Annotated in this window: 12 protein-coding genes; 4 read left to right on the top strand and 8 right to left on the bottom strand. The window is 70.3% G+C overall.

All coding sequences use genetic code 11. From position 1 onward, the window contains the following. Positions 1-4 precede the first annotated feature (4 nt). From ACFQ6X_RS22230 to ACFQ6X_RS22250, 5 genes are all read right to left on the bottom strand, one after another. The gene (locus ACFQ6X_RS22230) at positions 5-916 is read right to left on the bottom strand and encodes a carbohydrate ABC transporter permease (RefSeq protein ID WP_383183936.1); all 912 of its coding nucleotides are present in this window, start codon (positions 914-916) and stop codon (positions 5-7) included. Further along, positions 913-1,845 (bottom strand): carbohydrate ABC transporter permease, encoded by a 933-nt coding sequence (locus ACFQ6X_RS22235; RefSeq protein ID WP_383183938.1) that lies wholly within the window; start codon positions 1,843-1,845, stop codon positions 913-915. Before ACFQ6X_RS22235 ends, ACFQ6X_RS22230 begins: the two co-directional genes overlap by 4 nt. A gap of 145 nt (positions 1,846-1,990) precedes the next feature. Beyond that, positions 1,991-3,730 (bottom strand): L-arabinonate dehydratase, encoded by a 1,740-nt coding sequence (gene araD / locus ACFQ6X_RS22240; protein ID WP_383183940.1) that lies wholly within the window; start codon positions 3,728-3,730, stop codon positions 1,991-1,993. Further along, positions 3,727-4,629, bottom strand: a complete 903-nt coding sequence (locus ACFQ6X_RS22245) for a dihydrodipicolinate synthase family protein (RefSeq protein ID WP_383184004.1) — start codon at positions 4,627-4,629, stop codon at positions 3,727-3,729. The genes araD and ACFQ6X_RS22245 overlap by 4 nt, the downstream gene beginning before the upstream one ends. Before the next feature lie 50 nt (positions 4,630-4,679). Continuing rightward, positions 4,680-5,336: a GntR family transcriptional regulator gene (locus ACFQ6X_RS22250; protein WP_383183942.1), complete on the bottom strand. Its 657-nt coding sequence runs from the start codon at positions 5,334-5,336 to the stop codon at positions 4,680-4,682. Between the two features lie 170 nt (positions 5,337-5,506). On the opposite strand from ACFQ6X_RS22250, the gene ACFQ6X_RS22255 reads away from it, so the two are divergent. Next, entirely contained in the window at positions 5,507-6,790 is a 1,284-nt protein-coding gene (locus ACFQ6X_RS22255) for an MFS transporter (RefSeq protein ID WP_383183944.1), read from the top strand. Here the strand turns inward: ACFQ6X_RS22255 and ACFQ6X_RS22260 are convergent. Further along, the gene (locus tag ACFQ6X_RS22260; RefSeq protein WP_383183946.1) at positions 6,773-7,954 is read right to left on the bottom strand and encodes a hypothetical protein; all 1,182 of its coding nucleotides are present in this window, start codon (positions 7,952-7,954) and stop codon (positions 6,773-6,775) included. The genes ACFQ6X_RS22255 and ACFQ6X_RS22260 overlap by 18 nt on opposite strands. After that, complete coding sequence (locus ACFQ6X_RS22265) at positions 7,951-8,916, bottom strand: 5-dehydro-4-deoxyglucarate dehydratase (protein WP_383183948.1); 966 nt, start codon at positions 8,914-8,916, stop codon at positions 7,951-7,953. Before ACFQ6X_RS22265 ends, ACFQ6X_RS22260 begins: the two co-directional genes overlap by 4 nt. Before the next feature lie 334 nt (positions 8,917-9,250). Between ACFQ6X_RS22265 and ACFQ6X_RS22270 the strand changes: the two genes are divergently transcribed. The 3 genes from ACFQ6X_RS22270 (at position 9,251) to ACFQ6X_RS22280 (ending at position 11,674) form a co-directional block, all read left to right on the top strand. Continuing rightward, entirely contained in the window at positions 9,251-10,060 is an 810-nt protein-coding gene (locus tag ACFQ6X_RS22270; RefSeq protein WP_383183950.1) for an NAD-dependent epimerase/dehydratase family protein, read from the top strand. A gap of 71 nt (positions 10,061-10,131) precedes the next feature. Continuing rightward, positions 10,132-10,365, top strand: coding sequence for a hypothetical protein (locus ACFQ6X_RS22275; protein ID WP_329212306.1), 234 nt, complete (start codon positions 10,132-10,134; stop codon positions 10,363-10,365). Positions 10,366-10,429: 64 nt separating this feature from the next. Continuing rightward, positions 10,430-11,674: a TerD family protein gene (locus tag ACFQ6X_RS22280; RefSeq protein WP_383183953.1), complete on the top strand. Its 1,245-nt coding sequence runs from the start codon at positions 10,430-10,432 to the stop codon at positions 11,672-11,674. A 116-nt stretch (positions 11,675-11,790) separates the two neighbouring features. Here the strand turns inward: ACFQ6X_RS22280 and ACFQ6X_RS22285 are convergent, their stop codons facing one another. Further along, complete coding sequence (locus ACFQ6X_RS22285) at positions 11,791-12,021, bottom strand: hypothetical protein (RefSeq protein ID WP_014156926.1); 231 nt, start codon at positions 12,019-12,021, stop codon at positions 11,791-11,793. Between the last annotated feature and the right edge of the window lie 66 nt (positions 12,022-12,087).

Consider the following 12,087-nt stretch of genomic DNA (forward strand, 5'->3'; position numbering starts at 1 on the left):
TCCGTCAGCCCTTCACTGCGCCGGCGCTGAAGCCGGTGATCAGCCACTTCTGGATGAAGGCGAAGACGATCACCACGGGCACGGCGGCGATGACACCGCCCGCGGCCAGCGCCCCCAGGTCGACGCTGTCGGCGCCGATCAGGGTGTTCAGGCCGACCGGGATCGTCTGCTTGTCCTGCTCGCTGAGGAACATCAGGGCGAACAGGAAGTGGTTCCAGCTGTGGACGAAGGCGAAGGAGCCGACGGCTATCAGTCCGGGGCGCAGCAGCGGCAGGACGACCGCGCAGAAGGCCCTGAAGCGCGAGCAGCCGTCCACCCAGGCGGCCTCTTCCAGGGAGACCGGCACGTTCTTGATGAAGCCGCTGATCAGGATGATCGACAGGGGCAGCTGGAAGACGGTCTCCGCGATGACGACGCTCCCGAGGGAGTTGATCATCTGGAGGTTCTTGAAGATCTCGAAGAGCGGTACGAGCATCAGCGCGCCCGGGATGAACTGCGAGCAGAGCAGCGCCAGCATGAACGCGCTCTTGATCTTGAAGTTGAACCGGGCCAGGGCATAGCCGCCGGCCAGCGCGACCAGGGTCGTGGCGAACAGCGTGCAGATGCCGACGATCATGCTGTTCTGGAAGAAGAGCGCGAAGCTCCGCTCGTTCCAGACCTTGGAGAAGTGCTCCCCCGTCATCGGCCAGGGCACCAGCGAGGTGGAGCCGGCGGGCCGTACGGCGAACAGGAACATCCAGTAGAAGGGGATGAGCGTGAAGAGCAGGTAGATGCCGAGCGGCACGTAGATCTGCCAGCGCGGTACGTCGTCGAAGGCACGCTCGCGCTTGGGGCGGCGGGTCGAGGAGGGCGGCGGGGCGCTGTGTCGCACAGACCGTCCCGGGGCGCTGTTCTTCTCTGCGAGTGCGGCAGTCACTTGTGGTCGCCTCCGAACTTGCTCAGGCGCAGATAGACGATCGAGCAGAAGAGGAGGATCACGAAGGCGACGGTGGTGAGCGCCGAGGCGTAGCCGAAGTCGTGGCCCTCGATACCGGTATTGGCGACATAGAGCGGCAGGGTGGTGGTTTCGCCGGCCGGTCCGCCGCCGGTGAGGGTGTAGAGGAGGTCGACGTTGTTGAACTCCCAGACACCGCGCAGCAGCGTGGCGAGGATGATCGCGTCCCGCAGGTGCGGGAGGGTGATGTGGAAGAACTGCCGCAGCCTGCCCGCGCCGTCGACCGATGCCGCCTCGTACAGCTCCTTCGAGACGGACTGCAGGTCGGCGAGGATGAGGATGGCGAAGAAGGGGACACCGCGCCAGAGTTCGGAGACGGTCGCCGCCCAGAAGACGGTCCCGGTGTCGGAGAGCACCGAGGTGCCGTACTCGCCGATCCCGGCGTCCGCGAGATAGCGGCTGAAGCCGGTCGAGGAGTTGTAGAGCAGGATCCAGATGGTGCTGGTCAGCACCCCGGAGACGGCCCAGGGCGAGAAGACCATGGCGCGCGAGATGCCGCGGCCGATGAAGCTCTGGTTGACGATCAGGGCGAGTGCGAGACCGAGTGCGAGCTGCAACGTGACCTGGGTGAAGACCCATTGGGCGCTGAAGCCGAGCGTCGGCCAGAACTGCTCGTCCTCGGTGAAGATGCGGGTGAAGTTGTCGAAACCGGCGAAGCCGTTCCGCCACGGCTTGGTGACGTTGTAGTTCTGCAGGCTGTAGTAGAAGACGCTGATCACCGGATAGGCGATGAAGCCCAGCATCAGCAGGCCCGCGGGCGCTATCAGCAGATACGGCAGGCGGCGGGGGCTCGCCGAGCGGCGCCGGGGCACCTTGGGCGGCGGTGTGGCCACGGCTGCGGATTGGGCCATGACACGTCTCCGATCTCTGGGAAGTGCTGGATGTGCCGTGCGGTGGTGCTCGTGCCGTGCGGTGGTGCGTGTGTCGTGCAAGCGCTTACCGCATGTCGTTCGGTGTGCCGAACGGATCGGTGCGCGGAATTCTCTTAGCCCGGTTTCAGCCCGCGTACGGGTCGGGCACTTCTCCCTGCCGCGCCAGGAACGCGAAGTCGCATCCGGTGTCGGCCTGGGTGATCTGGTCCTGGTAGAGCGCCCCGTAGCCGCGCCCGTACCGTGCGGGCGGCGGTGTCCACCGGGCCCTGCGCAGCTCCAGCTCCTCGTCGGGAACATCGAGGTGGAGCAGGCGCGCCTCGACGTCCAGGGTGATCAGGTCACCGGTGCGCACCAGGGCGAGGGGCCCGCCGACGAACGACTCGGGCGCGATGTGCAGCACGCACGCCCCGTAACTGGTGCCGCTCATCCGGGCGTCGGAGATCCGGACCATGTCCCGCACGCCCTGCTTCAGCAGGTAGTCCGGGATCGGCAGCATGCCGTACTCGGGCATGCCGGGGCCGCCCTTGGGCCCGGCGTTGCGCAGCACCAGCACATGGTCCGGGGTGAGGGCCAGGGCCGGGTCGTTGATGGTGCGCTGCATCTCCTTGTAGTCGTCGAAGACGACCGCGGGACCGGTGTGGCGCAGCAGGTGGGGCTCGGCGGCGATGTGCTTGATGACCGCGCCGTCGGGGCAGAGGTTGCCGCGCAGCACCGCCACGCCGCCCTCCTCGGCCAGGGGGTTGTCCCGCTCGCGGATGACGTCGGTGTTGTGCACCAGCGCCCCGTCGAGCTGTTCGCGCAGCGTGGTGTGCGAGACGGTGGGACGGTCCAGATGCAGTACGTCGGTGAGCCGGGCCAGGAATCCGGGCAGTCCGCCGGCGAAGTGGAAGTCCTCCATCAGGTACTTGCCGCCGGGGCGGAGGTTGGCGAGGACCGGGACGGTGCGGGCGATGCGGTCGAAGTCGTCCAGGGTGAGCTTCACCCCGGACCGGCCGGCCATCGCGGTGAGGTGGATGACGGCGTTGGTGGAGCCGCCGAGCGCGAGAACGGTGGCGACGGCGTCCTCGTAGGCGTCGGCGGTGAGGATCTTCGACAACGTGAGCTGCTGCCACACCAGTTCGACGATCCGGAGCCCGGACTGCGCCGCCATCCGGTCGTGACCGGAGTCGACGGCCGGGATGGACGAGGCGCCCGGAACCGTGACGCCCAGCGCCTCGGCGGCGGCCGTCAGGGTCGACGCGGTGCCCATCGTCATGCAGTGGCCGGGCGAACGGGCGAGCCCGTTCTCCAGCTCGGCCATTTCGCAGTCACCGATGAGCCCGGCCCGCTTGTCGTCCCAGTACTTCCACATGTCCGTACCGGAGCCGAGCACTTCGTTGCGCCAGTGGCCCGGCAGCATCGGCCCGGCCGGCACGAACACGGTCGGCAGGTCGACGGAGGCCGCGCCCATGAGGAGCGCGGGCGTCGACTTGTCGCAGCCGCCCAGCAGCACGGCGCCGTCGACGGGGTAGGAGCGCAGCAGCTCCTCCGTCTCCATCGCCAGCATGTTGCGGTAGAGCATCGGGGTCGGCTTCTGGAAGGTCTCCGAGAGTGTGGAGACCGGGAACTCGAGCGGGAAGCCGCCCGCCTGCCAGACGCCCCGCTTGACCGCCTGCGCGCGGTCGCGCAGGTGGACGTGGCAGGGGTTGATGTCGGACCAGGTGTTGAGGATCGCGATGACCGGCTTGCCCAGGTGCTCCTCGGGGAGGTAGCCGAGCTGGCGGGTGCGGGCGCGGTGGCTGAACGAGCGGAGCCCGTCCGTTCCGTACCACTGGTGGCTGCGCAGTTCCTCGGGAGTGATGCGCGTGCCCTCGGTACCTGTCATATGGACCACCCTGCGACCAGGTCGGCGACCTCGGCGCGCTGCGCCTCGGGCAGGACCCTGCTCGGTGCGCGGACGTCGCGGCGGCAGAGCCCGAGTGCGGCCAGGGCCTCCTTGACGACGGTCACGTTGTTGGCGGACTGCCGGTCGGCGCGCAGGTCCTCGAAGCGGCGGATCTGTTCCCAGACCTTCATCGCCGCCGCGTAGTCGCCCGCCCGCAGTGCCCCCAGCATGGCCAGCGAGACACCGGGGGCGACGTTGACGAGGCCGGAGGTGAATCCGGTGGCGCCGGTGGCGAAGTAGGAGGGTGCGTACAGCTCGGCGAGTCCCGCGACCCAGACGAAGCGTTCCAGGCCGGCGTCCCGGGCGAAGGCCCCGAAGCGGGCGGCGTCCGGGACGGCGTACTTCACGCCGATGACGTTGGGGCAGCTGTCCGCGAGTTCGGCGAGGCGGTCGCCGGCGAGGAGTGGATTGCGGATGTACGGGACGACACCGAGCTCCGGAACGGCCTCGGCGATGGCCCGGTGGTAGTCGATCCAGCCCTCCTGCGAGATGTAGGGGTGCACGGGCTGGTGCACCATCACCATCTCGGCGCCGGAGTCCCTGGCGTGCTCGGCGGCGGCCACGGCGGTCGGTACGTCATGTCCGACGCCCACGAGGACGGTGGCACGGCCGCCCGCCTCGTCGATGGTCAGCTCGGTGACGGTGCGCCGCTCGTCGGGGGTCAGCGCGTAGAACTCCCCGGTGTTGCCGTTCGGGGTGACGATGCGGACGCCGCCGTCGAGGAGCCGTCGCAGCAGGGCGCGGTGCGCCGTCGTGTCGATGCTCCCGTCCTCGGCGAACGGGGTCACCGGGATCGCCACAACGTCTGCGAGGGCCGCCTTCAGCGGGGTGAGGTCCATGCGGACTGGCCTTTCGTCGAGGTGCTGGTGGTTGAGCTCCAGCTGGTTGTTCACGCCGCGTCACCCCCGTCTTCGTCGTCGGGGAAGGCGCGGCGCACGAACGACGCGATGTGGTCGTGCAGAGCCCCGGCCGCCGCCGCCGCGTCGTCCGCGAGGGCGAGCCGCAGGATCTCCCGGTGTTCGGCCGCCTCCCGCTCCCACGAGGGGATGGCCGACCAGGCCACGGTCGACACGAGGGCGGCCTGGTCGCGGATCTCGTCGAGCATCCGGGAGAGCAGCGGGTTGCCGCAGGGCAGGTAGAGCGCGCGGTGGAAGTCCCGGTTCGCGAGGGACCTGTCGGCCTTGTCGACCGCCGAGTCGGAGCGCTCCAGTGCCTCCTGTGCGGCGTCGAGCGAGGCCTTGCGGGTGATGGAGCGGCGCAGCGCCTCGGGCTCCAGGAGCAGGCGCACGTCGTACACCTCCCGCGCCATGGTCGCGTCGACGAGTCGCACGGTGGCGCCCTTGTACTGGCTCATGACGACGAGTCCCGTACCGGCGAGCGTCTTCAGCGCCTCACGTACAGGAGTCTTCGACACCCCGAACTGCGCGGCGAGCTCCGTCTCGACGAGCGCCTGCCCCGGTCTCAGCTGCGCGGTCAGGATGGCGTGCTTGATCGCCTCCAGCACGTACTGGGTCCGGGAGGGGATCGGGGTGGGCGCAAAGGTCATGGGTGAAGGGCTCTCGCATCTCGCGTATCGCGTCTCATATATGACGTACGAAGTACGACGCGATGAAGTTAGAGCGGTCGTGAATGTTTCGTCAACGCTTCTGACAGAAGATGTTTCGGCGCATCTCTAGGGCTTCTGCCCGATGTCCGGAGGCGTCCTTACTCGCCAGCATGGCCCCGTTGGCGTGGCCGGGGAGCGAGTGCGCAGGTCACGGTGGTGCGAGGGCGGGCGGTGCCGTGGGCAGAGTGGTATGCGATCGGACGGCCCTGCTCGTTCTGGCGGGGGTGCTCGTCTCCGGATTCGGTACGTCCGCGATGTGGCTCACCGCCGGGATCTGGGTCAAGTCGCTCACCGGTTCGGACAGCCTGGCGGCCCTGACGGTGTTCGCGATGTGGGCCCCGGTGCTCGCCGGCCCCGCCCTCGGCGCGCTCGCCGATCTCCTGCCCCGCAGACAGCTGTTGATCTATGTGAACCTGGCCATGGCGGGGCTCATGACCTCGCTGCTCGTGGTCGATTCGGCCGGCCGGATCTGGGTGCTCTTCGCCGTTCTGTTCGTCTACGGGGTGAGTGGCGTCCTGCTGGACGCGGCCGAGGCGGCACTGGTCGCCCGGGCGGTCGACGCGCGGCTGCTGGGTGACTTCAACGGGCTGCGGACCATGGCGAACGAGGGCATGAAGCTGTTCGCACCGCTGGCGGGCGCGGGGCTGTTCGCTCGCTACGGCGGCGGCCCTGTGGCACTCCTGGACGCGGTGACGTTCGCCCTGGCCGCGCTGGTGTTCGCGCAGGTGCGGGTGCGGGAGCCCGACAGGGCGGGGCGGGTGTCACGGCGGGGTGGCACGGCGGCGGGCGTACGGCTGCTGCGCGGCTCGCAGTCGTTGCGGCCGCTGGTGTACGCCGGGGCGCTGACGATGCTGCTGGCCGGACTCAACGGCGCCGCGGTGTACGCAGTCGTCGACGACGTGCTCGGCCGCTCCCCCGCCTACACAGGGGTGCTGTACGCGGTCCAGGGCGCCGGTTCGGTGGCGGCAGGGCTACTGGCCGGGCCGCTGCTCCGGCGCATGCCGGAGCGTGTCTTCGCGGCGTCGGGGATCGCTGTGTTCGCGGTGGCCGTGGGGGCGCGGGCACTGCCCTGCGGGCCGGTGGCCCTGGCGGCGAGTGCGGGCATCGGTCTCGGTCTGCCGTGTGTGCTGATCGCCGCGATGACGGCCGTGCAGCGGGAGACCCCGGACGCGGTGCTCGGCCGCACGGCCGCGGCGGCCAACTCACTGATGACGGTGCCGAACGCGGTGGCCCTGGCGCTCGGGGCGGGGCTGGTCGCGGTGGTGGACGTCACCGTACTGCTGCCGCTGACCGCGGTGGCCGGACTGGCCACCGCGGCATGGCTGGGCACGGGCCGGAGGGGGAGGCTGACGGGCGCCCCCACCGGCCCGCTTCCCTCATCGACCGACGCGTGAGAGTGCGTCGGCGACGGTCTCGAGATCCGGCCCGGAGGCCAGTCCTGCGTGGTACAGGCGCAGTTCGGTGGCGCCGAGCGAGAGCGCGTGCGCCGCGTCCCGCTCCAGCGTTCCGGGGCTGCCGCCCATGCCGGTGACCACACCGAAGTTGGCGGCCCGCACTCCGGACAGCCCGGCGAACGGGCCGAGCACCGCTTCGCGCGCGGCGTCGTCGCCGGTGCAGGGCAGCACCACGCCGTCCGCGGCGGACAGGATGTGGGCGGCGTCGACCCCGACGTTGGCACCCGTGCGGTAGGGGGCGGGGTCGGCGTGCAGCAGGACCTGGAAGTCCCGGCCCTCCGCGGCCTGCCGCACCGCGGCGACGGCCGACTCCTGGAGCGTCCGGGCCACCTGGCCGCGCCACCGCAGGGTGGCATCGGCGAGGCCGGCCCCCAGCAGCTTCTCGACGCCGGACCAGCCGGTCTCCCCGGAGCCGGATCCGGCCCAGACCGGCTCCAGGGCCCGCCGTACCGCCGCACCCAGCTCGTCGGCGTCCAGCCCGTGCCCGCCGTACCCGGCCCGGCACGCGGCGCAGAAGCAGAGCGACATCAGGTACTGCGCCGCGTCCCCGAGGCCCACACCCGCGATCTTGTCGTGGGCGTGCAGATGGGCGAAGCCGTACCAGCCGCAGGACTCCAGCTCGGTGCCGTGCGCCCCGGGGCGTACGGCCGCCTCCGCCGCCAGGTCCACCAGGTAGGCGTGGACGGCAGGCTGCGCGATGCACGGTGCCCAGGGGTAGCGGTCTCCGTAGGCGTTGACCACGGAGGTCTCCGGATGTTCGGCGCCCAGGCGGGAGTTGTGCGCGAGGACGACCCAGGAGTGCACCTGGAGACCGGCGTCGGCCAGGGCCTCGGCCGCCTCGGCGTACGGGTCCTCGCCCGCCACCCAGGTCTGCCCGTAGGGCCTCAGTCCGCGCCCCGCCCAGCGCGCCGGGTCCGGCGGGTAGAGCACGGCGGCGTGCTCGGCCGTGACGATCCGGCGGTCCGGGTGACGCGGGGTCAGGGCCCGGGTCGAGTGGTACGCGGAAGCGAGCGTCACCTGCTGGACACCGAGGTCCCGGACGCGCGTGGCCGCGTCCGGGTCCCCGACGACGTCCCAGGGGTAGAGGAAGGCGGAGGTCTTCACCCGCGCTCCTCCTGCCCGACCCCGTGCTTCTCCAGCAGGGCGCGGCCGTTCGCGATGATCACGGTCAGTTCCTCGACGTGCTCGGCGGGCGGCTCGGTGAGCGGGGTGCGCACCTCGCCGACCTCCAGGCCCTCGAGCCGGACGCCCGCCTTCACCAGGGACACCGCGTAGCCGCGCCCCTTGGCGCGCAGTTCGACGAGCGGGCGGTAGAAGTGGTCGAGCAGCGCGTTCACCAGGTCGTCGTCGCCGGACTCCATCGCCCGGTAGAAGGCGAGGGCGATGTCGGGTGCGAAGGCGAACACCGCGGAGGAGTAGAGGGTGACGCCGATGCCGCGGTAGGCGAGCCCGGTGAGCTCGGCGGTGGGCAGGCCGTTGAAGTACAGGAAGTCCTGGCCGGGCAGACCGGTGCGTACGGCGCTGACGATGCGCTGCATCAGGTCGAGGTCGCCGAGGCCGTCCTTGAGGCCGATGATCCCGGGGGTCTGCGCGAGGGCGAGGACGGTCTCCGGGGTGAAGACCGCGTTGTCGCGCTGGTAGACGATCGTCTCCAGGCCGGTGGCCGCGGCGAGCGCGGTGTAGTGGCCCAGCAGGCCCTCCTGGCCGGCGACGACGAGGTACGGGGGCATGGCGAGGAGTCCGTCGGCTCCCGCGTCCTCGGCGAGCTTCGCGTACTGGATCGCGAGCGCCGTGCCGTAACCGGCGCCCGCGACGACGGGTACCTGTCCGGCGGTCTCCTCGACGGCCGCGGCGACGACGATCCGGAACTCCTCCGGCGTCAGCGCGTGGAACTCGCCGGTGCCGCAGCAGGCGAAGACCGCTGCGGCACCGGCGTCGATGCCGGCGCGCACATGCGTACGGAAGGCGTCGAGGTCCACGGTGCCGTCCGGCCCGTAGGCGGTGACGGGGAAGAAGAGCGGCCCGGCGACATCGGTGAGTCGGGCGGCAAGGGGGGCTGAGGTCACGGGCGCTCCCTGAGCAGATTCAGGCGTGCACAATTCTGATCGGTGTCCATATTTCTGAACGCCGCCACGCTAAAGCAGCCGCGCGGCGCAGGTCAAGACGAGAACACCCAACCTGGAGGCGGAGCAGCTCACTCCGGGTCACACTTGACGCGATCCGCCAGGACTTCTTAGCTTGTCCATGCATGTGAATGTCGTCCATGGATTTGACGCATCGCGCTGATGTGTCATGCCTGCGTGCCGCGCGTACCTTGCTGTCCGTACGCACCACCGCAACGCACGGCACGTCCGCGTACGCCGCGCCCCCGCCCTGTGCCCGCACCGAGGAGATTTCCGTATGCCCGCTCCCCGCACCGTCCTGCTCACCGGCGCCGCCGGCGGCCTCGGCACCCTCATGCGGGGACTGCTGCCCGCATACGGCTACGAGCTGCGCCTCTTCGACGTCATCCCCATCGAGGGCGAACCGGACGCGATCACCGCCGACCTCGGCGACAAGGAGGCCCTGCGGGAAGCCGTACGGGGCGTCGACGCGATCATCCATCTCGCGGGCATCTCCCTGGAAGCGTCCTTCGACAAGATCCTGCGCTCCAACATCGAGGGCACCTACAACCTCTACGAGGCCGCACGCGAGGAGGGCGTCGCGCGCATCGTGTTCGCCTCCTCCAACCACGCCATCGGCTACACCCCGCGCCCCCTGCCCGGCGACCCGCTGATCCCGATCGGCACCGCACGCCGCCCCGACACCTTCTACGGTCTGTCGAAGTCCTTCGGCGAGGATCTCGCGCAGCTGTACTGGGACAAGTACGGCGTGGAGACCGTCTCGGTGCGCATCGGCTCCTGCTTCATGGAGCCGACATCGGTCCGGATGCTGTCGGTCTGGATGAGCCCCGGCGACGGCGCGCGCCTCTTCCACGCCGCGCTCACCGCCGAGGACGTGCGCCACACGGTGATCTACGGCTCCTCCGACAACACCCGCCTGTGGTGGGACCTGACGACGGCCAAGTCCCTCGGGTACGAGCCGCAGGACGACTCCGAGCAGTACGCGGACAAGCTCGTCGCCGAACACGGGGAGCTGGACCCGCAGAACCCGGACCACGCCCACATCGGCGGCCACTTCGTCACGGACCCGCCGATGTGGCCGTACTAGGGCCGACTCCGCCGGCCGGGCCCCGGAAAATCGCGCGACGGCGTGCTCGGGGCGCGGGCACCATGGGGCGCATGCCGAGACCTTCCGGATTCCTGTACGAGCAGCACGCCGACGCGAGCGTCACGATCACCCATCACGGCCGCCCCGCGGGCACCCTGCGCGGCGGCCGTGCGGAGAAGTTCCTCGCCGAGGTGACGTCCGGCGACGCCCAGCTGGTCATGGCGCGCTGGACGGGCGCGTACAAGCACGGCAACGAACGCGCGGCCCGCAACCACCCCCGGAACCGGTCCGTGGGCGGGCGCTGAGCCGTACGGATCAAGTCCCCGAAGGTAAGGGAACGGCAAAGCCGGGTCATTCGTTAGCCCGTGCATGACCGCAATGACCCCCGGCTCGAACATCCCTCTCTCCGCCGCCCGCGTGGCGGTGGACGTCGCCGCCCCGGTGCGGCTCGACGTCTCGGGCCTGCTGCTCACCGCCGACGGCAAGGTGCGCTCCGACGACGACTTCATCTTCTACAACCAGCCCTCCGGCCCGGGCGTGACGTACCGCTCGGGCGGCGGCTCCGCGCCCGACGCGATCGTGGTGGACACCTCCGCGGTCCCTCCGGGCATCGAGAAGATCGTCGTCACCGCGAGCCCCGACGCCGCGGGCCAGACCTTCCAGGGGGTCGAGCCCACCGCAACCGTGCGCAACGCGGACGACGGCAGCCCGCTCGCCACCTTCACCCCGCCCCAGCTGGGCGCGGAGACGGCGCTGGTGGTCATCGAGATCTACCTGCGCAACGGCGCCTGGAAGGCCCGCGCCGTCGGCCAGGGCTATGCGAACGGCCTGGCCGGCATCGCCACGGACTTCGGCGTGTCGGTCGAGGAGCCGGCAGCGCCGGCGCCCGCCGCACCCGTCGCACCCGTCGCACCTCCCGTCCCGGCCGCGCCCGTGGCCGCACCGACCACACCGGCGAAACCGCTGAACGTTCAGCCTGCTCCGCCCGCTCCCCCCGTGGACCCGCGGATCGCCCCGCCCGCTCCCGCCGCCTCCGGCAAGATCAACCTCGACAAGGGCCGGATCAGCCTCCAGAAGAACCAGACGGTGTCCCTGGTCAAGGGCGGCAGGCCGCTGCTGTCCCAGGTCAAGATGGGCCTCGGCTGGGAGCCCGCGTTCCGCGGCAAGGACATCGACCTCGACGCCTCGGTGATCGCCTTCGGTCCCAACCGCAACCACCTGGACAGCTGCTACTTCGGCAAGCTCTCCATCCTCGGCGGCGCGATCAAGCACTCCGGCGACAACCTCACGGGTGAGGGCGCGGGTGACGACGAGGTGATCGTCGTGGACCTCGGCCGGATCCCCGCCGACGCGACCGGTCTGGTCTTCACGGTCAACTCGTTCACCGGCCAGAAGTTCACCGAGGTCGCCAAGGCCTACTGCCGGCTGATCGACGCGGCGACCGGTGAGGAGCTGGTCCGCTTCGACCTGACGGGCGCGGAGCCGCAGACCGGCGTCATGATGGCCAAGCTGATCAAGCAGTTCACCGGCGAGTGGGAGATGACCGGCATGGGCGAGTTCGTGAAGTCGCGGACCGTTCGCGGCATGGTGAAGCCCGCCGCGAAGGCGCTCTAGACCGCAGCCGCCCGCGTACCCCTGGAACGGCTTCCGGGGCACCCGACGGATTTCTCCTCAGGTGCCCCGGATCCGGAGAGTCTCCGGTCGGACGCTGTAGGTGCTCGTCCTCCCTCTCAGAGCTTGGTCAGCTTGGAGTACGGGCTCAGGATCCTCCCCTGTCGCCCCGAGAAGTCGATGAGCACTGCGTCGTTGTCGCCCTCGACAGCAAGGACTCGGCCGAGTCCGAACTGGTCGTGCGACACCCTGTCGCCCACATCGAAGCATTCGACCGGTGGGGCCGCCTGGGCCGGGCGGTTGAAGGGACTGGAAGGCAGGTGACGCCGGGATCCGGCTGACTGTTTCATTACGTTGAGTATGCGCCTTGGGAGCGCCCGACGCCATGCCCGACCACTCCCGGGGCCGCAGTAGTG

The organism is Streptomyces sp. NPDC056452 (assembly GCF_042796085.1).
Taxonomy (GTDB): Bacteria; Actinomycetota; Actinomycetes; order Streptomycetales; family Streptomycetaceae; genus Streptomyces.

What these genes read in the sequence shown, in the direction of transcription:
- ACFQ6X_RS22270 (WP_383183950.1), top strand. Translation starts at nt 9,251, where the DNA reads ATGCCCGCTCCCCGCACCGTCCTGCTCACCGGCGCCGCCGGCGGCCTC.
- ACFQ6X_RS22250 (WP_383183942.1), bottom strand. Translation starts at nt 5,336, where the DNA reads ATGACCTTTGCGCCCACCCCGATCCCCTCCCGGACCCAGTACGTGCTG.
- ACFQ6X_RS22280 (WP_383183953.1), top strand. Translation starts at nt 10,430, where the DNA reads ATGACCGCAATGACCCCCGGCTCGAACATCCCTCTCTCCGCCGCCCGC.
- ACFQ6X_RS22245 (WP_383184004.1), bottom strand. Translation starts at nt 4,629, where the DNA reads ATGGACCTCACCCCGCTGAAGGCGGCCCTCGCAGACGTTGTGGCGATC.
- araD (WP_383183940.1), bottom strand. Translation starts at nt 3,730, where the DNA reads ATGACAGGTACCGAGGGCACGCGCATCACTCCCGAGGAACTGCGCAGC.
- ACFQ6X_RS22255 (WP_383183944.1), top strand. Translation starts at nt 5,507, where the DNA reads ATGGCCCCGTTGGCGTGGCCGGGGAGCGAGTGCGCAGGTCACGGTGGT.
- ACFQ6X_RS22275 (WP_329212306.1), top strand. Translation starts at nt 10,132, where the DNA reads ATGCCGAGACCTTCCGGATTCCTGTACGAGCAGCACGCCGACGCGAGC.
- ACFQ6X_RS22235 (WP_383183938.1), bottom strand. Translation starts at nt 1,845, where the DNA reads ATGGCCCAATCCGCAGCCGTGGCCACACCGCCGCCCAAGGTGCCCCGG.
- ACFQ6X_RS22285 (WP_014156926.1), bottom strand. Translation starts at nt 12,021, where the DNA reads ATGAAACAGTCAGCCGGATCCCGGCGTCACCTGCCTTCCAGTCCCTTC.